This window comes from Undibacterium sp. Tian12W (assembly GCF_049339405.1).
Classification (GTDB): domain Bacteria; phylum Pseudomonadota; class Gammaproteobacteria; order Burkholderiales; family Burkholderiaceae_D; genus Undibacterium.
The window spans coordinates 237076-260120 of the sequence record NZ_JBMPPK010000003.1; the positions used below are offsets into that span (position 1 = coordinate 237076).

The following is a 23045-nucleotide window of genomic DNA, read 5'->3' on the forward strand; positions in this document are numbered from 1 at the left end:
CACAGAGGGTTCACAGAGAAAGGCAAGAGAGTTCAAGGCAGTTCAGGTCGATTGATCTGTTTTGAATTTTCAAGTGTTGTTAGATGTTGATGTTGGAACGAAGTTTGCTATAAATCTGCTATAAAGTAGATATATAAAGATCATTCAGTATCTGAGTATTGAGACACAGAGAAGTGTAAGGGAGCCACTTGGTTTTCCTCTTGATTTTCTCTGTGTCTCTGTGCCTCTGTGTTGAGAGGTCTTGAATGTATCGCTAATTCACTTGCTGACACCTAATGGAGAGTATATGCAGACACAAAGCGGGCAACTTTGGAATGAGGATTTAGCACCTACTTCAGAAGCCCAGCGCACCTGGCGCTGGTATCACTTTGCCGCTTTGTGGGTGGGTATGGTCATGTGTATCCCGGCCTATACCCTGGCGGCCAGCCTCATCGAAGGCGGCATGTCAGGTTACCAGGCGGTAGTGACCGTGTTTATTGCCAATGCCATCGTACTCGTCCCCATGTTGCTGATAGGCCATGCCGGTGCCAAATACGGCATTCCTTATGCCGTGCTGGCGCGTACTTCCTTTGGTGTGCGTGGTGCACGTCTGCCGGCCCTCATGCGTGCCATCGTCGCCTGTGGCTGGTATGGCATACAAACCTGGTTTGGCGGGCAAATGATTTATACCCTGGGTGGGGTGTTGATCGGTCATCCTCTCGGTGGTGATAATATTGCCGGTCTGGGCATTAATGCCGCACAACTGGTGTGCTTCCTGATTTTCTGGGCCATACAGTTCTGGTACATCTTCCATGGCATGGAATCCATACGCAAGCTGGAAACCTATACTGCGCCTTTAAAAATTCTTATCTGTTTCGTTCTGCTCGGTTGGGTCTATAACAAGGCTGGCGGCTTCGGCCCTTTGCTGGATCAACCATCGCAATTCGTCGAAGGCGGTAAAAAAGCCGGGCAGTTCTGGAGCACCTTCTGGCCTTCACTGACAGCCATGGTCGGCTTCTGGGCTACCCTGGCCTTGAACATTCCTGACTTTACCCGTTTCGCAAAATCACAAAAAGACCAGATACTCGGCCAGACCATAGGCTTGCCTGCACCCATGGGCTTGCTGGCGCTGCTGGCAGTGATCGTGACCTCTGCCACCGTCGTCCTCTACGGTAAAGCCCTGTGGGACCCGGTAGATCTTGCCAGCCGCATGACAGGCATTGCCGTATTGATCGCCTTGCTGATCTTGCTGATAGACACGGTATCCGTCAATCTGGCCGCCAACCTCGTCGGCCCGGCCTATGATTTCTCGGCCCTGAACCCCAAGCTGATCTCGTATAAAACCGGTGGCTATATCACCGCCTCCATCGCCCTGATCATGATGCCATGGAAGATTCTGGAATCTACCCAGGGTTATATCTTCACCTGGCTGATCGGTTATTCTGCCTTGCTTGGCCCCATCGCTGGTATTTTGATTATTGATTATTACTTCATCCGCAAGACAGAAATTGATGTCAACGCCCTGTACCAGGATGAAGGCAAGTACAGCTATAAAAATGGCTGGAACATGGCCGCCGTGATCGCTTTTGTGATCGGCGTCTTGCCGAATATCCCGGGTTTTTTGAATGCGGCTTTTCCTGCCAGCTTCCCGGCTATTCCAGAAGTATTAAAAACCATTTACACCTACGCCTGGTTTGTCGGCCTTGCCTTGTCCGGTGTGGTGTATATGGGTTTGATGAGTGGTAAGAAGGTTTGAATGTGCAAAATCACGGAGATATTAACGTAGGTTGGGCATCGCCTTATCTGCCCAACACTGGGCCTTTAAAAACGTATACGTTTGCTAGGGCCGAGTGTTGGGCTGGTGAAACGTAGCCCAATCTACGAAGGCCGCACAACCTACGAGAAACGACCCCTGTGATTTACACACCCAATGAATTAATGAAGGAACTGCCATGACCATCCTGATACGCGGCGGCACTGTCGTCAACGCAGACCGCGAATTTAAAGCCGATGTCCTCTGCGACAATGGCAAAATCATCGCCGTAGGCGACAACCTGCAAGCACCTGCGGGTGCTGAAATCATCGACGCTGGCGGCCTCTACGTCATGCCCGGCGGTATAGACCCGCACACCCACATGCAATTGCCTTTCATGGGCACGGTCACGCAAGATGATTTCTTTAGCGGCACGGCCGCTGGCCTGGCGGGCGGCACCACAAGCATCATCGACTTCGTCATCCCCAACCCGCAACAAAGCCTGATGGAAGCCTTCAATATCTGGCGCGGTTGGGCAGAAAAATCTGCCGGAGACTACTCCTTCCACGTCGCCGTCACCTGGTGGGATGAAACCGTCCATGCCGACATGGGCAAGCTCGTCAATGAACATGGCGTCAACAGCTTCAAGCATTTCATGGCCTACAAGAATGCCATCATGGCCGATGATGAAATCCTCGTCAAAAGCTTTTCCCGCGCACTGGAACTCGGTGCCATACCGACCGTGCATGCAGAAAACGGTGAACTCGTTTATATGTTGCAGCAAGAGCTCATAAAAAAAGGCATGACTGGCCCACAGTCCCACCCTCTGTCGCGCCCGCCCATGGTAGAAGGCGAAGCCGCACAGCGCGCCATCGCCATTGCCAATGTGCTTAACACCCCGCTGTATATCGTCCATGTATCCTGCCAGGAATCGCTGGACGCCATCACACGCGCCCGTGCCCACGGCCAGCGCGTGTTTGGTGAAGTGCTGGCAGGCCACCTTGTTGTCGATGACAGCGTTTACAAGAATCCGGACTTTGTACAATCGGCAGGCCACGTCATGAGCCCGCCTTTCCGCAGCAGCCATCATCAGGAAGCCTTGTGGCAAGGCTTGCAAGGCGGCAACCTGCATACCACTGCCACCGATCACTGCACTTTCTGTGCTGAGCAAAAAGCAGCAGGTAAGGACGACTTCACCAAGATACCCAATGGCTGCGGCGGCGTAGAGGAACGCATGATGATCTTGTGGGATGCAGGCGTGAATACTGGCCGCCTCACACCATCAGAATTCGTCAAGGTCACCTCCGCCAATTGCGCACAGATTTTCAATATCTATCCACGCAAAGGCATCATTACTGAAGGCGCAGATGCCGACATCGTCCTGTGGGATGTCAATGGCACCAAGACATTGTCAGCCAAGACACAATTTTCCAAAGGCGATTTCAATGTCTTTGAAGGCCGCACCGTCAAAGGCATACCAACCCACACCATCAGCGGTGGCAAGCTGGTGTTCAAACAGGGTGAATTAATGGCAGAAATGGGGGCAGGGCGTTATATTAAGCGTCCGTCTTTCTCACCCATGTTTCAAGCGCTGAATAAAATGCGTGCGTAAGAAATTATCAAGAAAGATTTATATGACTACCGCAAATCTACGTATCAATGGCCAACGCCTTTGGGCCTCATTGATGGAACTCGCACAAATCGGTGCCACACAAAAAGGCGGCGTCAAACGCCTGGCCCTGACCGACCTTGATAAACAAGGCCGCGACCTCGTCGTCTCCTGGGCCAAACAGGCAGGCCTTACCGTCACCATAGACCAGATAGGCAATGTCTTCATGCGCAGGGCAGGCAAGAACCCGGCACTGCCACCCATCATGTCCGGTAGCCATATCGACACCCAGCCCACCGGCGGCAAGTTCGACGGCAACTACGGCGTGCTGGCCGCGCTCGAAGTCGTGCGCACCCTCAATGACCACAACATAGAAACAGAGGCACCAATCGAAGTCGCCTTCTGGACCAATGAAGAAGGCTCACGCTTCGTCCCCGTCATGATGGGTTCAGGCGTGTTCTGCGGCGCATTCACACTCGAACATGCCTACGCCGCCAAAGACACAGAAGGCAAAACCGTAGGCGATGAACTTGAACGCATAGGCTACAAAGGCACAGAAGTGCCAGGCCAGCATCCAATAGGTGCCTACTTCGAGACCCATATAGAACAAGGCCCGGTGCTCGAAGATGCCGACAAAGTCATCGGCGTCGTCCCCGGCGTGCTTGGCCTCTCATGGTACGACTGCGTCGTCACCGGCATGGAAGCCCACGCAGGCCCTACGCCAATGGCCCTGCGCAAAGACGCCCTGCAAATCTCCACCAAAATCATGCAAGAAGTCGTCAACATCGGCAACCGCTACCCACCCTATGGCCGTGGCACGGTAGGCATGGTGCAGGTTTTCCCCAACAGCCGCAACGTCATCCCCGGTGAAGTCAAATTCAGCATAGACCTGCGCAACGTGTCCTCAGAATTGCTCGACACCATGCACAATGAAATCCTCGCCTTCGTCGACAAGACCAGCAAGGACAGCGGCCTTAGCATCAGTGTAGAACGCGTATCCTACTACCCCCCATGCCCCTTCCACCCAGACTGCGTCAACGCCGTACGCGAAGCGACAGCTACCCTGGGCTACAGCACCATGGACGTAGTCTCCGGCGCAGGCCACGACGCCATCTACACCGCCAGGTTGGCCCCATCAGGCATGATTTTCGTGCCCTGCAAGGACGGTATCAGCCATAATGAAATTGAAGATGCGAAGTCAGAACACCTGGAGGCGGGGTGCAATGTGTTGTTGCATGCGATGTTGGGGCGTGCTGGGGTGGTCGGATAATTTATTTTACTCAAACAAATTTTGCTAAGCTCCTGATTTATCAAGAGCGTCTGCTGCAATTTTTTTTGAGAGAGGAATTCGTATGGATTTAACATTATTTTTGAATTCCTCTCTTGTGATGATCTTTATTTCACGGTATTAATAAATAAATATTTATTTTTGATACGGCTTGATTTTCAGAATATGAATATATTTTGTGTAGTATGGATAACTATTTCAATTCTGGATGATTAGTGAGTATGAAGACTAAATTACTGTTAATAGCATTGCTTCTCTGTCTTGGCGCCTGCGATAGCACAACTTTTGATAATGCCATGCGAAGGGCAGTTCGTGAAAAACTCAAAGACCCCGATTCGGCGAAATGGGGAGAATCATATGTCTACAAAAATCGCGCCTGCCTTGAAGTCAATTCCAAAAATTCCTTTGGCGGTTATGCAGGGAAGCAGGTTGCCTGGTTAAGAACATTTGATTCCGGAGCAAGCTGGTATGTCAATAAAATTGAGGAAGCCGAGTGCTTCGAAGCACCAGTAAAGAAACTTGCTGAGAATGATGAGGCTGAAAAAGTGGCTGAGGAAAAGGTGCTGGAAATACTTAAATCAAAAGCTTATAAAATCACCGCTCAAGAACTATCAATGCTGGACAAAAATAGTCCATCAACCGATAAATGTCTGTTACAAGCACAAGACGCACTGACTTCAAAGAGGCTGGCTATTCAGGCAAACGAAGTAGAAAAGTTTGCATGGGAAATGGAATATGAAAATAAGATAAAGCTTGTCATTTCTGGTGATTGTAAAAGTTAATGATAGTGCAGGCGGCAGAGCTTGCTTGAATGTTTAACCAAGTACAGATCGCTTCTCATTGCTGAGTATGCAAAGTTGGGGTAGGGCTGTAGTGGTGAAGTATTACATCTGAAGTGATTTATGCAGGATTTGAAACTATGCTCGCTGCAAAACTGGAAGATATCAGATCTGAACCAGTTTTACAGCGAGCATTATTTTTGCGAGTTGTAATGGCGAAAAGTGGGAATTTTTTGCTATTTAAAGCGCATGCAAAAAATCAATAATCGCTTTATTGACGACCTCAGGTTTTTCTTGTGGCACCCAATGGCCACACTCAGGTATCCTTATACAGCCGCGTAACATAGGTGCCAGTGCAGGCATGTTTGCGATGATCTCTTCCATCCCTGGCATGTTTAAACCCGCATCTGCTTCACCTGCTATATATAGTGCAGGTACATCTACCCGCATGCCTATCAAGGCAGATTGTAATTCCCAGTTTCTATCCAGATTTCTGTAGAAATTCAAACCGCCGCGAAAGCCGCTGATGGCATACGCTTTAATATATTCATCCAGATCAGCTTGTGAGAGCCATGTCGGTAAATGTAGAGGTAAAGGCAGTGATGCAAGCAAGCCATAGTCACGCGACACCATACTGAAGGGATTCGCTGCGGCCTGGCCTGGCTCATCACTTCTTGCTTCAGCGGATGCTGCGCAGAGTATTTTACGTAAGGTGCTTGCGATGTCTTTTTCAAATTCCTTCTCTGCCACGCCTTCATCCTGAAAGTACAGGGTATAAAACAGTTCTAAGGCCGTTTGTGGAAATAATTTCGTCGGTGGCATGGGTGGCTGCCCCATCAGCGGCACACCGATTCCAACCACGCCACGAAAACGGTCGGGTCGCATCAGTGCTGCCTGCCATGCCAGTGTCGCTCCCCAGTCATTGCCGACGATCACCGCATCTTTAGCACCAAGAGTATCGAGAAGCCCGACCATATCGCCCACCAGATGCATCAAGGTATATTGATCTACCCTGGCTGGCCTGTCTGATCCACCATAGCCACGCAAGTCCGGCGCGACAACACGATATCCTGCAGCCGCCAGTGCCGGAATCTGATGCCGCCAGGCATAAGAAGTTTCCGGGAAACCGTGGCATAGCAAAACAAGCGGCCCCTCACCCTGTTCTGCAACATTCATAGTGATGCCGTTCGCTTGCACCCGGCGATATATCAAGTTAGTCATAAGCACTCCATAAGGTGGCGCGCACTGCATTCGCATTCGTGCTGGGAAGTGGCGCGGTAATTTTCTCATATTGCAATATTTGAAGTTACGATATCACGTAAAAAAGTATACTGCAACTCTATATGTTACGATATCGTATCAAGTTACTGGCAATGGACATAAAAATGAGACTCGATTACCGACTGGCGCGCATGCTACATGTGCTGATACATATCCATGGTCGACAGGGCGCTGCTACCTCAGAAGACATTGCGAAAATGCTCAAAACCAATCCTGTCGTCGTAAGACGCACCATGTCGGGTTTGAGAAATGCCGGTTATGTACGCTCTACACAGGGGAGGGGAGGTGGCTGGGAAGTCATTGCGGATCTGAAAAAAGTCAGTGTGCTTGACATCTATCTGGCCCTTGACCGCCCTGCAGTCTACGCCATGGGTGCAGCAGATGATCACCCTGATTGTCCGGTAGAGCAGGCAGTCACCAGTGTTCTTGACCGTACTTTCATGAATGCCGAAAAAGCCTTGCTTGAAGAATTTGGCAAGCTCATGCTGTCTGATTTTATTCCGGTCAGCAAGACTTAAAAAAGCCAACTGCGTTCACATCACTCCATTATTTCGGTTCGATTCCTGAACAGGCTCCGTACGTACATTCAGTGTCGCCTCCAGTCCTTAGTTGGCAACGAGCCGTATAGTGTCCACAGCAGACATCTCAAACATATGCCGACTGGCCATGTCTGAGGGACGTGATCAACCATGGCCTGTGTCCGCTGCTGCTCGTAAAGATGCATCCAGATGATGCTATCTACACCGTCAGACTCACTCCACCAAGCATCATCTTCGTGCCCTGCAATGATAGCGTCAGTCATAAGAAAAGCAATTGCCACTTTTTCTCCCGCATCGTTAATTTGTGTTAATTGCATTAAAATGTTTTTTTATTATTATTTTTTTCGGTAAAATAATGAACGATGTAAAACTTTAAACTCTTCCTGCTATTGGCGGCGATATCCTAAACAATTACATATGTGAATGATAAATCGCATGACTACTGTCTCTGCTGGCCCCAAAATTGTTGGGTATATCTATCAATTTCAGCGTGCGTTATATCGCTTATTTTCTAGTCAATCCCCTTCGATCGTAATTGGCATTGAAACTGATGATGACGTAGTTGCCGTTGTCAAAAAGTCAGATGGGTCAGTAGACATTGAGTTCGAACAAGACAAATTTTCCACGCAACAATCTGGACATCCTTTTCAGGACAGTGGTAAGAATCTCTGGCATACGTTGCACATATGGCTTGATGCGATTCACGCGCGACGTGGGCAAACAGATAGTTTAATTTTCTGTCTTGTTACCAACAAAGAGGTGACGGCTAGCGCGTTTGCGCGAAAATTGTCAGAGGCAAAGCAAGAAGATGAAATCGCTAATTGCATTGCGGAAATTCGCCAACGCGCAAAGAAAATTCAGGGTAAAGCATTAGAAAGTGCAAAAGCGGTAGCTTCTTTTACTGATGAAGAATTAGGCGTCGTTGTCCGTCAGCTTATATTATTGGACAAGAATGGTACTGTCGAGGGCAGCGACCCCAAAGAATCTACAATTCAGCTATTTCATCTTCCTGAAGAGATTTCACCAAAGAGTAATGATATTTATCAGGGAGTACTTGGTTTGTTGGTCGACACATGTACAGAGGCTTGGCAAAACAAAAAAGCGGTATGGATTGAAAAGGAGCCTTTTGCACGAAGATTGCATGCGGAAATCAATGGCTGTCGCATGAGGAAATTTGTAGAGCAGCAGTTTTTCTCTCTGGATATTTCTGCATTCTTAAATAATGATACTAACGACCATTTATTTTTACACCAAATGCGACGTTTCAATGCAAAACTAAAAGATTGCAATCTCGCGTTGGAACATTATTGGGGATTTTATTCTGAAAGAAATCGCCTCCGTGAAGAAGGAAATATATTACCTTCGGAATGGGATGCGCGAAATGCAGAGCTTTATGGGCGTTGGCAGCAGATCGTAACCAACATCGAATTACAAGGTCTTACAATTGATGAGATATCTATGGCTAAGGCTATATATGTCGAAACCATGGATGGGCAGTATCAAGCAAGTTTGGGACATCAAAAATCTACACAATGGTATTTCACTGCTGGAAATTATCATGCTCTTGCTAACGAAAAGAGTTCTGAGTGCTATGTTCATTGGCACGCCGATTTCGCTAAGCCAGAAGGTGATGAGTAATGAGTAACCATGGATACATTGATCAAAATCTTATACAAAACAGCGCGCTCGCTTGTTTTTTGCTTGTAAGTTTTGTTCACTCTTATGAACAGCTTACTGCAAAAACTGCGAGTCCTGAATTGATGAAACTATTGCTGATACTGCCGATTTGCTGGCACAAGGCTAGTTGCTCTGCAATACAGTCGCGTCAGGCATCAACTCCCTTACACGCTGTTTTATCTGATTCACCCTTGATCAAAGTCGATTTTCAAGATCGAATAAGTGCATTTTCTGCAGCTACACTCCAAGGATTAAATTTGGGATGCGCAAGCGGTTTATTAGAACGAAAATTTGATCGAGATGTTCCATGCCTCACTACAACATTTGACCGATGGCCACAAAAAAGTAAGCCAGTTACTGCGCCGGCCGAAATGCTAAACGCAATAGATCGCCTCGCCAACTGGTTCAAAGATGCATCGACTGCAGAATTATATAGTCAATTTTTGAGGAAATAAGCATGCGCTTTACAATCGAACAGCTTGTTTTGTGGCCACAAGACGAGAAAAATGAAATGTTTGTATTGGATTTCGTTCCTGGAAAAATTAATATCATACATGGCCGAAGTGGTACTGGGAAATCATCTATTCTTGCAATTATCGATTATTGCTTGGGAGCGACACGCTGCGCCATTCCTGTAGGTGTAATTCGAGATAATGTTGAATGGTTTGGACTTGTTCTGCTAGTTCAAGGGCAAAGAGTGGTTATTGCCAGGCATACACCAGGGGAGCGCCAGGCAAGTAAAGAATTTTTCATTGATACGATAAATGATGATGTTCCGCGTAGCATAGTATCAACTCATACTGATGCGCAATTCAAGCAAGCCTTTAATAATCTGGTTCGTCTTACAAATCTCCCTTTGACTACGGAAACTGAAATTGGTCAATATGATGGACGTCCTTCATATCGAGATCTGGCGGCATTTAATTTTTTGCCTCAACATATCGTAGCAAATCCTAATACGCTTTTTTATAAAGCTGATTCGTATGACCATAAAGAAAAACTCAAGAAGGTTATGCCCTTTGCATTAGGAATTATTGATAACGAATATGCTGCCAAGGAACGGGAACGGGTTCAATTGCAAAGAACTCTTGATGAGCTTGTTAAACAGCGGGATACATTGCGTCGTTCAATGAAGACTTGGGACTCTGACGTTAACAGATTATGGGATGAAGCTGTTGAATTAGGGTTGGCACAAGTTGATGAAGTTCTTAGTACAGGAAAGAAGGTGGAAAAATTCGTTCAAATAAACTCTTTATTTCTTAAAAAAGGGTTGGAAGACGTTTTAACTAAACCAAATTTTTCCTATACAAATCAAAAATATAAAGAGACGTTAGCTCAAGAAGAACAACTTCAAAAGCAAGTTGATATTTCGAGAAGACAAGTTAGAGGCTTGGAGCAATTGGCTGCGCGTGCTACTGATTTTAGGGGCGCTGTTAATCGTGAGCGAGATCGCGTGATAAATTTGGACTGGTTAAAGTCTCATATAGGAAATGAGAATGAATGTATTGCATGTGGTTCCAGCACAAATCAGCTAAGTAGTGTAATTTCTCGACTGGATTCTGAGGTCAATCGTGTAGGCAATCTTTCGCGAGCACTTTTCGAAAATCCAATTGTGGAAAAGGAAATTGAGGCAGCCAAGAAGTTACTTAGAGATTTAACAGATGGGCTTCAAGAAAAACGCGCCGCAAGAATTGAATTGGCAAAAATTGAAACCGCAACTAAAGACTCGTTGAGCCGCGTATATATTTTATTGGGGAAAATTCAGTCTTTAATATCGGCATTCGCGACATTGAAAAACGAGGATGAAACATCACAGAAAATCTCACATTTAACAAAACAAATACGCGAATTGGATTCGTATTTTGCGCAATCAGGGAAAGGTGTGCGAGAGGCAAAGGTCGACGCGCAGATTAGCAATCTCATCGAGGTGTATGCGGAAGGATTTGGCTTGGAGAGGCGAGGTAGTATTAATTTGGATAAAAGCGAATTGACTTTGAGTTTTCTGCAACATCCAAAAGCCAAAAAAGAATATCTTTGGGAGGTTGGTAGTGGCGCGAATTGGATGGGATATCACATTGCTGCATTCATGGCATTACATGAATTTTTTTCGCAAGAAGAGCAGATCAATTCACCAGTATTTAGTTTTCTAGTTATTGATCAACCAAGCCAGGTGTATTTTCCAAGTGCCGCCTCTGGCGCTAACGAATTGGATTCTGATCCTTTGGCTCTAGCTCAATTAAGGATAGACCGTAACTTTGATATTAATGCAACAAAACGTATTTTTGAAATGCTAGAATTAGGCCTTCAGCGCGCTTCGTATAATTATCAAATTATTGTGCTTGAGCATGCCGATGAATCAATTTGGGGTGAGTGTTTAAGTGCAATTGAAGTGGCAAATTGGAAAGCGGAAGATCAAGGATTAATTCCAAAAAATTGGATTCGTGCGCTCAAGCATTGAGCCATTATTTTTTTGACGTTTCGTGGCAGGTGCACTTATGGTCAATGATCAAGGTAATAGAAATTCCATAAGCTTTTAAACCTTTCATTGAGCATATCAATCAAGCTGCGCGCAACCAGTTTTATCTAGTATCTCAGGAAAATTGATAGCAGATTGCACTACGTGAGCGACGGTAGATATGTCATCTCTGATCATTAGATAATGATCGAACAAGTTTTTTTATTTTCCTCTCGACCTTTCCCCGGAAAACACCCAGCAATTGCATCCGCCACAGCCCTGACCCGCGCCGTACGGGCAAGATCGCCATGCATGACCAGCCATACATCGTAACTATCTTCGCGTTCTGGCCACAGGCGGGTGAGTAGTGGATCGTTTTCTGCGAGGTGGACAGCAAGCTCCGCTATGCCCAAGCCAGCGCGCGTGGCTTCGAGCATCATCATGGCGCTGCTGACTTCCATGGTGACGCGGGCGTTGGCGATGGGTAGGCCGCAGATTTTTTCTGCGTGGCGGGGTGCGATCCGGTGCTGGTAGGTGATGATGTCGTGGCCGTCGAGGCCTTTGCTGTCTGCTGTTACTTCGTGTTTTTCCAGATAGGTTTTTGCGGCGAACAGGCCCAGCTTGCGCTTGGTCAGGTTGCGGGCTATGAGGTCGGGGTCGGTGGGTCTGACGAGGCGTACGGCAATGTCGGCCTCGCGCCGGGTGAGGTTGCTTAGTTGTGTTGCGGTGCTCAACACGATGCGGATATCGGGATGGCGGGCGTGCAGCTTTTGCATGGCGCGGATGACGAAGTGGCTGGCCATGGTATCTGACGTGGCAACACGCACTACGCCTGACAGGCGGTTGTCTATCCCGGCGATTTCGCGCTGCAATTTGTCCGAGGCCTTTCCATCATCTCGGCCGCTGCCAGGGCATGTTCGCCTGTCGGTGTTGCCACATAACCTGAAGGTGCGCGCAAAAATAGTCACGCATTCAGGGCTTGCTCCAGCGCGATAAAACGCCAAGAGCATCCAGGTGTCGTTTCAATCCATGATTAAGCCAGTCATTCCTGTGTTCATATTTGGTCAGGGCTTATACATCGCACACTATAAATTTTCCAAACTCGTAACAATTTGTAAAAATTGTTCTTGTGATCACTGCCCGAATAATGGATACTTTGCCAGCTTCCATTTGCTTTCTGCCTTTTCTGTTCGTCCCATCCATTTTATTTATTTGCAGTAATTCTCTACGTTGATTTTTTCATCAAAGGAAATATGCATGGCTTTGCTTGAGCGCGCGACTGAGCGCCACCTTCTTCATTTTGATCTGGCGCGGCATTTGCCAGCCCGGACTTCTGACCCTTCTGATTCTTCTGACTCTGCTGTCACCGATTCCAATAGCAAGACCTTGCATGCTGCGGCTGGCCCTGCACCCAGCTTCAAGCTGCATGTGGCGATGAATGAATATGATATTACGCCGCATACTGAGCAGTCGCTGGTTGAGGGGCGGCAGAAAAACGGTTTCCTGAAGATGGTGCCTGACGAAGTCGTCAGTCATTATGCTGAGGTGCCTTTGCCGTCTGATGCGGTGGCGTTGATGTGGGTGACTACGCCGGTGATCGTGGATGGGTATGAAACCGAGCGCACGATTTCCATGGGTATCCATGTGCCGCGTGATGCGAGGTTGCGCGATGTCAGACGCAAGCTTTTGCGTGCCAATCCTGATGAAGCCTTGCATCCCAAACTGGCTTATCGCCAGTTTGGGCAAAATTTCTTGTCGGCGCAATTGCAGGCGCTGGAGACCACGCCTGACCATATCGCCAATTACCAGGATGCGTATGAGACTGCGGTGGCGCTGCTGTTCAAACATCCTGAGCTGATCAATCTCAATCAGGCGGCGACCGAGGGCGGGCCGGTGACGGTGATCGAGGCGTGTATACGACGCGCCCTGAATGAATTCAACCTGCTGGTGCTGAGGATACTTGAGCATCCTGATGACTGGTCAACGGTCGAGCGCGTATATGACGGTGACCAGCCCGCAGTGGACGATGAAGGCAAGCCGGTGTTTGCCATGGGTTTGCATCAGGATGTGCTTGATGCTGTTAGCAAGGCGCTGTCGCGGGCGCTGGTGTATGCCAGCCAGGCAGAAGAATTGCGCGGTCAGACCTGGTCTACCCAGTATGGCACGACAGATGCCGCCTATGATGGCAAGGTACAGCCCAAGCATAAGCTGCGAGCAGAAAAACTGCGTGGCGCAAATGATGTACGCTGGAAGCTGAAGAACCTGACGCCAACTGACGGCCTGGTGTTCGAGCCTGATGTGCGTTACCAGGCAGCACCTGCGGGCAGCAACTGGCGGGCCGAGGGTACATGGTCCAGCCGTGAAGATAAACCCGCGTATGCCTTTGATGAAGAAGCACAAAAGGCACTGGCCGACCAGAACCTGTTTGTCGTACTTGATGATATGACGGGGCCGCTGCGGGCCTTGCCTAATACTCCGGGCCATTATGCGGCGCTGGTTGTTTCGCCCAGCGGCAGATATGCCCAAGTGGAATGCATGCTGATGGGTGGCGGTACGATTTTGCAGTATCTGATCACCTCGAATGGCGTTGGCTTTGGCAAATCGTATTTTGCGGTAGGCAAAGTTGATGAAGCCAAGAAAGTGTTTCACTTTCCCGTGTTGTCCAGCGGTGCCAATGGCAACCTGACCATCGTGGTGAAAAACCACTGGTTGCGTCATTTGTCTTGCTATGTTGAGTTTCTTGATGCCAGCGGCAAGGCCAAGGCACCTGAGAACTGGTCTTCACGCTTCCCCTTGCTAGACTCGGTGTTTGACGGCGACACCTATAAACGCTATGTGGGCATGGTGGATCCGGTAGAAACCATTATGGGTATCCCCCTGTCTGCTGATTCATCTCATTTCAATGTGCCGGTGCCGCATGATGCCGGCACCCTTCGTTTCACCTGGGGTGGCCTGGGTTGCGGTGCAAATGACCCGGTGGCTTGCCCGCCAGGCGTGATCATGACGGTGGTCATAGAAATGGCGCTGCCAACGATGCTGTTGGTAGCAGGTGCCGCCCTGACGGCATCGGGCGGCATGATGAAACTGCTGAAGCAAAAACCGGTTTATGGTGCATTGCTGGCTGCCTTTGTGGGGATGTATATCGGTTTTGCTGATAACCCAGCCAAGGCTGCATGGACAGTGGGTAAAAAGCTGCTTGTTGTGCTGGCCAAGGCAGGTCTCGGCCAGGTAACACAAATCATTGCCGAGATGATCGCCACTGGCGCTGCCAAGAAAGCCATCCCTTTTATCAACGTTGCCCTGTTACTGGCTGATATTGCTGCTACTGCGGCGCAACTGGCGCAGACCACCAGCGCCATACGCCAGTCACCACGTGCCCATGTTACTGAAGTCACCCGCAGCATAGACTTACGCATCACGATCACGTCCAGCAAGCTGTACAAGAAATTCCCTGATCACCACCATCATTTGAGTGTGGTGATTGCTTATGACAATGGGGCGACCCTGCCCAAGCTGGTCAAGACCTTGCCGCCAGAAACCATCAGCGACGATATCTCAGTCAGCTTTGACGGTGTGCCTGCGGCGGGCAATTTGCGCGTGCTGGTATTCTTCTATGCCGAGAATGGCTGGCAATCGGGGCAGGGGGCGAGTGGCTGGCTCAAGGCCGAGGGCAGCAACGGCCAGGCTGTGCTGACTGTGCCACCTATAGAAATCGACATCAATGAAGTGCCGCTCGGTGCCTGGTCTGTGTATGAACACCAGGAAAAAATCGTCATGCAAAATGGTGAGCATGTCTGGCAGGCCGGGCCAGCACCGCTGGCGACGATGAAGTCACCTTCCAGCCAGCACGGCATCATCGAAAAACTGCATTCCATCACCATGGCGCAGTATCCGGAAATGATAGGCTATGCCTGGAAAGCCACGGACCTGCACCTGCCGCCTGATGTGGCATCGCGGCCTGCGACCAATACCAGCATGTACACCACGCAAAACCTGTCGGTGTTGCAGCATCCGCAAAAAGCGTATGCCACCCAGCATGTGGGCTTTACCGGGGGTGGAGGCATAGGCTATGACGTGGTATCGCCTGATGATGGCAGTGGCCGCAATTTCCTGATCGACCCCAGCCGTGGTGTCTATCATGAAACCAATAATCCTGACGGCGGTTTCCATTTGCGCCGGGTGGCTTTGCAGTATGGCCGTGCGCCAGAATTCAATGCTACTGCCAACCAGAGCTGGGGGCGTTTCCCTGACAGCATAGACCAGATGGTAGTACACCCGCATGGCTATGTATTTGGTATCAGCCGCAGTATTCATAAAATCTTCCGCATCAGATTGTCGGCACAGGCTGGCAGCGATAGCGGTGCGCCGCTGGCTACACTGATATCGGGTGAGGGCAAGCGCCATGGTCTCATCAAGACACCGGTAGCAGTTGCCCTGGCTGTTGACGGGCGCGTGCTGGTGCTGGAGTCAGGCAATGCACGGGTCCAGTGTTTCGACGTGAATGGCAACCCGGTCAATTACTTTAGCAACCCCGAGGGTAAGGCGCTGGCCAAAGTGCCGGTGATGGCGCTGCGCCCTGGCAAGCTCAACCTGCTTGATATGGCGGTTGAGGCCAAAGGCCATATCTTTATACTTGGTCATACTGGCAGTGGTGCCAAGCCTGAAGACTACCGCATGGATTTGTATGACCCGGCTGGCGTTTTCCTTGCCAGCACAGGCAATTTCACTGCGGCGCGTATTACGGTTGACCTGCTGCGCAACTTGTTTGCGCTCAATTATGAAGTGCTGGCTGGCAAAGATGGACGGCCCGAACCTGGCATCAGCCACTGGCGTCCACCTGCAGCCCCACAACATTGAGTCAACAGGATACAACTATGAAAACATTCGCCGGAAAATTCCAGTTCCTTCTTGGTAATTACAAGCTCATCTTGTGGGAACAAAGGCTGGGCCTGATCACGAAAGACCGTACTACCATCCGCAAGAATGGCAGCGACACCTATGTGCCACTGCCAGCCGATGCGGGCAGTTTTCTTGCCATTGCCAAGGGGGATGGCACATTTGTGCTGCAAGCCAGCAATGGCGAGATTGTCAGCTTCAACGAGAATACCCCTCACCTGATTGCCACCACGCTGCCGACAGGCATGCCTCTCTATCACGTGCCTGTTCTCCCATTACGACTGACGCTTGAACGTTTACGTAGCCCTGTCGGTGGTAAAGTCAACCTGCGCTTTTATCTTGATAGCCAGCATCCGGATAAAACAAAATTGTTCGACCTGATATGTAAACCACACTTCATCGAAGTGGACGATATCAATGGTTCTCGCTATCTGAGTAATCTCAATAGTACACCCGCAGCGGGAGACCACAATGCCATCTGGACAGCCGTGCAGCTTGGCGATGGCGTAGACCAGATGCAGGCCAGCAAGACGGTCACGCATTTTGATTTCACGCCGGCTGGTGCTGCCATCGTCGAGTTGTCCGGCGAAAATCTGGCGGGCATCAATTTTGGCCGTGCCAATTTCAGTCGTGCTTTGCTCAAGGACACCATACTTACCGGTGGCACCTTCAACAAGGCCAGTTTTAGTCGCGCGACACTTAGTGGAGCCGACTTCAGTGGTTCGGCCATGACGGGGGTAGATTTTACTTTCGCTACGATGAAGGGTACCAAGCTCAATACGCTGACTGGTGGTAACTGTGATTTTTCTGACTGTGACCTGCTCACGGTGATCAATAGTGCGCCGCTGGTGCTAACTTCCACCGCTGAAGCACCCATGCGATTTGTGCGTAGCCAACTCAAGTATTCCCTGATAGGCAAGACCTGGAGCTATAAGATACTGGCTTATGCGAAGATCATGGACCTGCCTGCCACCATAGACGATCTGAACGCCACATTCGCTGATGTTACTGCCGTTGACCTGAGCACGCTTAGCGGGGCCAGGGCCAACTTCAATAATGCCATCATGCGCGGAGTGAAGCTATCGAATGCTAACCTGCCCAGCGCCCAGTTCAAGGCCAGCATCCTTGAAGCCACATTGGAACTGCCCGCCGCAGATTTCACCAGCGCCATCCTGACCGGTTGCAGCTTTGAAAATGCCCTCCTCTCGGGTGCCAGCTTTTCCGGCGCGCGCATGGACGAAACAAAATTCGACGGTGCAACACTGCGCCTTGCGAACTTTAGCAATGCTTATCTGAAGGCGGTCAGTTTTAGCGCTGTAGAACAAAAAATGATGACAGGCGTCACTTTTACACGTGCCTTTTTGGTCGGTTGCGACTTCAGTAATGCCGACTTATCGACCTATGACACTATCGCAGTCAACATGACCGGTGCTTATCTGCAGGGTGCCAATTTCACTGGTGCCAAGCTGGATGGTACTTTCTTGACTGATGCTGGCATTTCCGAAGGTGAAGGTAGTCTCACCGTCAATATTGGTAAGATTACTTTCCCAGTCACTTATGAGGCGACGGAGATCGATCCAGAACTTTCCACCAGCGCCAATACCACCTGCCCGATAGGTGCAGCTGGCCCTTGTACTGGCAACAAAATGCATACCCACAAAACTTTTCCGACCTCGTGGCCACCGCCAGCGCGGCTCAAGCAGTTGCAGAAGAAACGGAGACAAACACGTATGAACAGGGATAAGCAGAGATAAGCAGAAATAAGCAAAGATAAGCAAACAGGGGCTGACCAGTGTTTAAAGAGTATGGTGCAGATATAAATTCTCTGCACTAGAAAGAGGCTGATCAGCCCCCTGAAAAGATGGGTAATTTCATATTCGTTGCAGTAAATAATATTTCTCTGAAGCCGGTTATGACCATCATGCATGCTAATGCGCTGGATAGCCTGTAGTTGAATCATTGAGGCACAGTTCAATAAAGCCATTTGAGTCTGGATAGAACTTGAAGCTTATGATTAAATTTCCCATCAAACGAGTTTATGCAATCCACGCAGCTGCGCGGTGAGCAAAAAAATAGTCTTCGCAAAAAATGCCATGAACGAAGAAACTGAAAAACTGCCAGAAGTATTTGAAACATTGATCACCGATGTCAATAGAATAAAATACTTGTTGAGGGAATATCTGACACAACCGTCAAAATACTTGCGGGCAAGAGATGAGAATTTTGCGCAGTTATACTTCGATCCAGGAGGATATGTGTGGGGTGTGGTGATTCCAGAATCAGAGCCAGCAATATTACGCCTTCCTTATCTGAAACGATGTAACAGCTTCCTCGTGGGCGATGATAATCTCGAAGTCAAACAGCCTGTTATTTAAATTTTTATCTCAAATGTACAAACTATTTGAACTTGATGATGTTTTCGAGATTAAAGGAAAAGGTCTGGCCCTGGCAGGTATTGCTGGCGACAAAGAACTGGCTCTCCCGGTAAAAGCCAGCGTCATTTTTGCAAAAAAACAGAATTCAGATTTTCTTCCGCTTACGCTTCTCGATGCAGAATATATGCGTAATTGCTGGTCGCCACATAAACCTAAAAATATGATCCTGCTTGTTGCGATTGATGAAGTTACACGTGACTTGGAAAGAGGCGTTGAGATTTGGTGTAACTAAAGTCAATATAGGGATTATCTTCGCATTCTCATTTTTTCTTTCAGAGCCGGGCAGGCAGATCGTAGGGATCGATTTTATCCGCCCTGGGCTAGGGTCGCTAATTTTTAAAAAATAATATCCTCAAGGATGAGCAGTGCCAACACGCGTGAAGACTGTTGTAATAATCGTTTCATTAGGGCGTTTTTGGCCTGGCTTGGCTGGACCCCGATAGCGTTCCATTTCGGCTCTATCGTGGGCGACGATAAATTCCAGGCGGTTTTCACTTACTTTTATTCGCTTAACAGACAGCATTCCTACTTGTATAGCGACGTTGGATTCAAGAACTTTTTGTTCTATGTGTTCGCCATCTACCCAGCGATAAGTGCCTGATGACTTTACCTTTGATCCATTAAGTACCCAGGTATTGTCTGCAAAGAATTCACCTGTGGCTTTTATGGCAGTACTTTCTGCCGGTGCCTTTTTTTGAGGTATGACGCGACCATCATCAGTTTGAATTTGGTAGCTGTGCACCCATTTTCCTACCAGTAATTGCTCCTGAGATGTCTTGGCAAATACTACAGCCGGATAGAAATTGCCGAGGAAAATAATGCTGGCGATGGCTGCAAATCGTTTAAATATGAGCATGGTAAATTTTAAGATATTGTTTTCGATTTAAATTGCTTTGCAAACTGTATCAAATAAACGCTCTTACATCTACCATAATGGAATTGTAGTGAGGGCAGGCGAATTTCAATTGCGGACAAAGGGCGTCCGCACCACTAAATCATTACATCGCTGGAAAATGACAGGCCTGTTGTGGCGCAAGCAGACTCCAATGAATTAACTGCAGGGCCACTATCTACGTTCACCTAATTTTGTGGGCGTCAAATCATGGGTCATATCATTGCACTCAAAGCACCTGACCTCTCAGGTGCGCATATCGCTATTCAAAACTTATTGACTGCTAATAGCATTTACTCACACATACGCATGTATATCAAACTCATCAATCTGATCAGGATTCATGAACTGCCTGCCGTATTCCAGATATGCCCCTGATTTCAAAAATAATCCAAACAATTCTGCATCGATATGCTGGTCCTTTCTCATGAAGCTCATGATCTTGATGGCTTCTGACAGGGTCTTGCCTTTCTTGTAGGGGCGGTCGGCGGCGGTCAGGGCTTCAAAGATATCGGCTATCGCCATCATGCGGGCGGGGATGCTCATGTCTGCGGCCATCAGGCGTTTGGGGTAGCCTGTGCCATCCATTTTTTCATGATGGCCGCCGGCGATCTCTGGCACTCTGGCGAGGTGGCGCGGGAAGGGGAGTTTTTCCAGCATCATGATGGTTTGTATCATGTGCTCATTGATTTTGTAGCGTTCTTCTTCTGACAGGGTACCGCGAGCTACGGTGAGGTTATACACTTCGCCTCGGTTGTACAGGTGCTCAGGCACCTTGACCTTGAAGCCCCATGGATTGTCGGCTGCGATGGTGTCGCGGGCTGATCTCGCGAAAATGTGTTCGACCTTGTCGCTCAGCAGTTGTTCTTGCACGGGCAGTGTGGGTTCGGCTGTGCGGTTCTTGCGTTCTTTTTCGTCGTGTGAAATGCCGATGCGGTCAGACAGGGTTCTTAGCCAGTGGCGGCCAGCGATATCTTGTATGCGGGCGATTTTGTCGGGGGCCATGAATTCTCCACCCTCATTGCATTCGGCGATGAAGGCGAAATCGCTATCCAGTTGTGCGATAGTGTCGTCGAGTTTTTTCTTGAGTTCTGCGGCATCATTGCCGGCACTGTCTTTAGCTACAGCTTGCCAGTAATCGATTTGCGCATCACGTTTCAAGACTTCAAAGCGCATGCGTATTTCATGGATGCGGTCGTACAGGGTTTCAAGCTTGGTGGCTTTGTCGACGATGTATTCTGGCGTGGTGACTTTACCGCAGTCATGCAACCAGGCGGCGATATGCAGTTCTTCCCATTCTTCATCACTGAGCTGGAAGCTGGCAAACGGGCCTTCGGTTTCCTTGCAGGCAGCCTGGGCTATTAATTTTGTGAGTAAGGGCACACGCTGGCAGTGGCCGCCGGTATAGGGGCTTTTGGCATCGATGGCGCTGGCGATCAGTTGTATGAAGGCTTCGAGCAGCGCTTTTTGTTCTTGTATCAGGCGCTGGTTTTCTATGGCAATGGCAGCTGCACCAGAGACGGCTTCTGCCATGGCTTGCCTGCCGGGGTCTATATTGGCATCGTCGATGACGAGGGCGATTGCGCCGACCAGGGTGTTGTTTCTATCCTTCAGGGGGATGGCAATCAGGGTGGTGGTGTGATCGGTGGCGGGCAGGCTGCTGAAATAGCGGGCCAAGTCTGTTGCCTGCAACTGGCAGATGCTGCTGCGTGATTTGCAGGCCAGGATGACGGGGTGGTTTTCATCTGCCATGCTGATGCTGTGTGCTTCACTTTCTAGCACCTGATGATCGACATACGCTTGCACCACGCGCATGCTGTTGTCCTGCGGCTGATAGAGGTAGAGTATGCCGGATTTGGCCTCGGTGATTTCCGACATTTCTTTTAACACGCGCGCGAGGAGTTTGTCGTAATTGGTTTCTGATGCGAGGCTGCTGGCGATGTCGAGGAAGGAGCGTATCGTCGATTTCATGCCGCGCATGGAATTGCTGAGGTCGGCAATTTCCTTGATGCGTGACTGTATATTGATGGGACTTTTGAAGTCGAAGCGGGCGATCTTGCTGGCTTCATCATTCAATTGTTTCAAGGGGCGGGATGCCAGTCTGGAAAAATAGATTGTAATACCCACACTGGCCGCCAGCATGACCATGAAAAGGATGCTGGTTTGCGTGCGCATCTTGATGATGTCGGCCAGCAATTCTTCATGCGGGCTGGCAATCAGTATGCGCAAGTCGTGGCCGCCCGGAACTTGTATTTTCCCCTGGTAAGTCGCCCATGTTTTTCCGATGACGTCGAGGGCCTGGCTACTGTCCTTGCTGCCATCAAGTTCGCGTATTCTGTTGAGTACGGGGGCATTTTGCTCAGCCAGGGTAGGCATGCCTTGCGTGCCATCAAGCTTGGTGACAATCTGCGGCTTATAGGCTGGCTGCTTGCCGTTTTGCCAGGCCAGTAATTGGCCCTTGCTGTCTATCAGGGCTATCCTGGTGGATGGAGTGACATTACTGTTCCTGATGGTTTCATGGATAGTGGGCATTTCTATGTCTATGCCCACGACAGCATCGGAACCGATTATTTTTTGCGCATAGGTGACGCCTATCTGACCCGTCGTGAAAAAGTAATACGGCTCGCTGACATTGGCTTGCTCAGAGTTTTTCATTGCAGTTTCATACCAGCCACGCTGGCGTGGATCATAATTGCGCAAGGGAATTTGCTGGCGGGTAATTTCATTGAGCCTGTCATCGAGATAGACGACATGCTCGGCCAGTTTTCCTGCATCCGTGCTGGTGCTTTGTACTATCCAGGCAGTTTTCTCTGGCGCTTTGAATACTTCCTTGCCGCCATTCGATTTGGCATATTGGCGCAGCAGGAAAAATTCACCATTGGCAAATCCCACATAAGCCGATGTCGCCGATTTGACGCTGATGATGGCCTTGGCCAAGTAGTTGACATGGGCCAGGCGTTCATTGAGGTTTTTGCCCGATATGGGATGTGACTGGGCCAGCATCTCCGCCTGGTTTTTTACCGGTTCATAAATATCTTTGACATTGCTGGCGACTTCATTGCCTATCAGGGCATAGCTGCTATTGGCTTGTGCCAAGATGATCGTGCTCATGCGGCTGAATTGCACGGTACCCATGGCAATACCAAAAACGAGAATCAGCGCGGTAAAGAAATACGAGATGTAGATATAGAACTGAACATTCCTGGTCGCACGCATTGCCTGTTCCGCCTGTAATGGTGGGTGGAGCGGTGGGAGAAGTGATGCATAGAGTAAAGCAGCAAATCAGACAACGATAAGGCAACGATGAAACAAATAAGCCGCTTCAATGAGCATATCTAAAAAGCAAGAATTATGGTAGTGATTTATTCATCAATACATGAAACTTTTTAGCATGTAGTTCTGGCAGACAATTGCCGTGGGGCGAGATGTAGAGAGGGTGGATTACTTTCAAGATTGTCTGGT

16 protein-coding genes are annotated in these 23045 nt (G+C 49.1%); 12 read left to right on the forward strand and 4 right to left on the reverse strand.

The features are described from left to right. Positions 1 to 286: 286 nt before the first annotated feature. The 4 genes from ACO0LI_RS05120 (at position 287) to ACO0LI_RS05135 (ending at position 5411) form a co-directional block, all read left to right on the forward strand. The gene (locus ACO0LI_RS05120) at positions 287 to 1735 is read left to right on the forward strand and encodes an NCS1 family nucleobase:cation symporter-1 (RefSeq protein WP_423031372.1); all 1449 of its coding nucleotides are present in this window, start codon (positions 287 to 289) and stop codon (positions 1733 to 1735) included. Positions 1736 to 1931: 196 nt separating this feature from the next. Continuing rightward, entirely contained in the window at positions 1932 to 3344 is a 1413-nt protein-coding gene (gene hydA / locus ACO0LI_RS05125) for a dihydropyrimidinase (RefSeq protein ID WP_423031373.1), read from the forward strand. Positions 3345 to 3366: 22 nt separating this feature from the next. Beyond that, positions 3367 to 4611: a Zn-dependent hydrolase gene (locus ACO0LI_RS05130; protein WP_423031375.1), complete on the forward strand. Its 1245-nt coding sequence runs from the start codon at positions 3367 to 3369 to the stop codon at positions 4609 to 4611. 239 nt (positions 4612 to 4850) lie between these two features. Further along, on the forward strand, positions 4851 to 5411 hold the full coding sequence (locus tag ACO0LI_RS05135) for a hypothetical protein (RefSeq protein ID WP_423031377.1): 561 nt from the start codon (positions 4851 to 4853) through the stop codon (positions 5409 to 5411). Positions 5412 to 5648: 237 nt separating this feature from the next. On the opposite strand, the gene ACO0LI_RS05140 is transcribed toward ACO0LI_RS05135, so the two are convergent. Next, positions 5649 to 6629 carry an alpha/beta fold hydrolase gene (locus ACO0LI_RS05140; RefSeq protein ID WP_423031379.1) on the reverse strand — a complete coding sequence of 327 codons (981 nt, stop codon included), beginning with the start codon at positions 6627 to 6629 and terminating at the stop codon, positions 5649 to 5651. A 164-nt stretch (positions 6630 to 6793) separates the two neighbouring features. Here ACO0LI_RS05140 and ACO0LI_RS05145 point away from each other — a divergent pair, with 164 nt between their 5' ends. From ACO0LI_RS05145 to ACO0LI_RS05160, 4 genes are all read left to right on the forward strand, one after another. Then, positions 6794 to 7207, forward strand: coding sequence for an Rrf2 family transcriptional regulator (locus ACO0LI_RS05145; protein ID WP_423031381.1), 414 nt, complete (start codon positions 6794 to 6796; stop codon positions 7205 to 7207). Between the two features lie 456 nt (positions 7208 to 7663). Next, positions 7664 to 8866, forward strand: coding sequence for an ABC-three component system protein (locus tag ACO0LI_RS05150; protein ID WP_423031383.1), 1203 nt, complete (start codon positions 7664 to 7666; stop codon positions 8864 to 8866). Then, the gene (locus ACO0LI_RS05155; RefSeq protein ID WP_423031385.1) at positions 8866 to 9360 is read left to right on the forward strand and encodes a three component ABC system middle component; all 495 of its coding nucleotides are present in this window, start codon (positions 8866 to 8868) and stop codon (positions 9358 to 9360) included. The genes ACO0LI_RS05150 and ACO0LI_RS05155 overlap by 1 nt, the downstream gene beginning before the upstream one ends. Positions 9361 to 9362: 2 nt before the next feature. After that, positions 9363 to 11363 (forward strand): DUF3732 domain-containing protein, encoded by a 2001-nt coding sequence (locus tag ACO0LI_RS05160; protein ID WP_423031387.1) that lies wholly within the window; start codon positions 9363 to 9365, stop codon positions 11361 to 11363. Positions 11364 to 11557: 194 nt separating this feature from the next. Here ACO0LI_RS05160 and ACO0LI_RS05165 read toward each other — a convergent pair whose 3' ends face one another. Beyond that, positions 11558 to 12232: a LysR substrate-binding domain-containing protein gene (locus tag ACO0LI_RS05165; protein WP_423031389.1), complete on the reverse strand. Its 675-nt coding sequence runs from the start codon at positions 12230 to 12232 to the stop codon at positions 11558 to 11560. A gap of 385 nt (positions 12233 to 12617) precedes the next feature. On the opposite strand from ACO0LI_RS05165, the gene ACO0LI_RS05170 reads away from it, so the two are divergent. The 4 genes from ACO0LI_RS05170 (at position 12618) to ACO0LI_RS05185 (ending at position 18923) form a co-directional block, all read left to right on the forward strand. After that, positions 12618 to 16217 carry a hypothetical protein gene (locus ACO0LI_RS05170; RefSeq protein ID WP_423031391.1) on the forward strand — a complete coding sequence of 1200 codons (3600 nt, stop codon included), beginning with the start codon at positions 12618 to 12620 and terminating at the stop codon, positions 16215 to 16217. A 17-nt stretch (positions 16218 to 16234) separates the two neighbouring features. Continuing rightward, on the forward strand, positions 16235 to 18010 hold the full coding sequence (locus ACO0LI_RS05175; RefSeq protein ID WP_423031393.1) for a pentapeptide repeat-containing protein: 1776 nt from the start codon (positions 16235 to 16237) through the stop codon (positions 18008 to 18010). Positions 18011 to 18349: 339 nt separating this feature from the next. After that, entirely contained in the window at positions 18350 to 18631 is a 282-nt protein-coding gene (locus tag ACO0LI_RS05180; protein WP_422953225.1) for a hypothetical protein, read from the forward strand. A gap of 13 nt (positions 18632 to 18644) precedes the next feature. Then, entirely contained in the window at positions 18645 to 18923 is a 279-nt protein-coding gene (locus ACO0LI_RS05185) for a hypothetical protein (RefSeq protein ID WP_422953224.1), read from the forward strand. A 120-nt stretch (positions 18924 to 19043) separates the two neighbouring features. Here the strand turns inward: ACO0LI_RS05185 and ACO0LI_RS05190 are convergent, their stop codons facing one another. Next, on the reverse strand, positions 19044 to 19547 hold the full coding sequence (locus tag ACO0LI_RS05190) for a hypothetical protein (RefSeq protein WP_422953223.1): 504 nt from the start codon (positions 19545 to 19547) through the stop codon (positions 19044 to 19046). A 333-nt stretch (positions 19548 to 19880) separates the two neighbouring features. Beyond that, positions 19881 to 22799: an HD domain-containing phosphohydrolase gene (locus tag ACO0LI_RS05195; RefSeq protein WP_423031395.1), complete on the reverse strand. Its 2919-nt coding sequence runs from the start codon at positions 22797 to 22799 to the stop codon at positions 19881 to 19883. Positions 22800 to 23045 lie beyond the last annotated feature (246 nt).

Coding starts and splice junctions, on each gene's coding strand:
- ACO0LI_RS05140 (WP_423031379.1), bottom strand. CDS start 6,629: ATGACTAACTTGATATATCGCCGGGTGCAAGCGAACGGCATCACTATG.
- ACO0LI_RS05170 (WP_423031391.1), top strand. CDS start 12,618: ATGGCTTTGCTTGAGCGCGCGACTGAGCGCCACCTTCTTCATTTTGAT.
- hydA (WP_423031373.1), top strand. CDS start 1,932: ATGACCATCCTGATACGCGGCGGCACTGTCGTCAACGCAGACCGCGAA.
- ACO0LI_RS05175 (WP_423031393.1), top strand. CDS start 16,235: ATGAAAACATTCGCCGGAAAATTCCAGTTCCTTCTTGGTAATTACAAG.
- ACO0LI_RS05130 (WP_423031375.1), top strand. CDS start 3,367: ATGACTACCGCAAATCTACGTATCAATGGCCAACGCCTTTGGGCCTCA.
- ACO0LI_RS05185 (WP_422953224.1), top strand. CDS start 18,645: ATGTACAAACTATTTGAACTTGATGATGTTTTCGAGATTAAAGGAAAA.
- ACO0LI_RS05190 (WP_422953223.1), bottom strand. CDS start 19,547: ATGCTCATATTTAAACGATTTGCAGCCATCGCCAGCATTATTTTCCTC.
- ACO0LI_RS05180 (WP_422953225.1), top strand. CDS start 18,350: ATGAACGAAGAAACTGAAAAACTGCCAGAAGTATTTGAAACATTGATC.
- ACO0LI_RS05150 (WP_423031383.1), top strand. CDS start 7,664: ATGACTACTGTCTCTGCTGGCCCCAAAATTGTTGGGTATATCTATCAA.
- ACO0LI_RS05155 (WP_423031385.1), top strand. CDS start 8,866: ATGAGTAACCATGGATACATTGATCAAAATCTTATACAAAACAGCGCG.
- ACO0LI_RS05120 (WP_423031372.1), top strand. CDS start 287: ATGCAGACACAAAGCGGGCAACTTTGGAATGAGGATTTAGCACCTACT.
- ACO0LI_RS05145 (WP_423031381.1), top strand. CDS start 6,794: ATGAGACTCGATTACCGACTGGCGCGCATGCTACATGTGCTGATACAT.
- ACO0LI_RS05135 (WP_423031377.1), top strand. CDS start 4,851: ATGAAGACTAAATTACTGTTAATAGCATTGCTTCTCTGTCTTGGCGCC.
- ACO0LI_RS05160 (WP_423031387.1), top strand. CDS start 9,363: ATGCGCTTTACAATCGAACAGCTTGTTTTGTGGCCACAAGACGAGAAA.
- ACO0LI_RS05195 (WP_423031395.1), bottom strand. CDS start 22,799: ATGCGTGCGACCAGGAATGTTCAGTTCTATATCTACATCTCGTATTTC.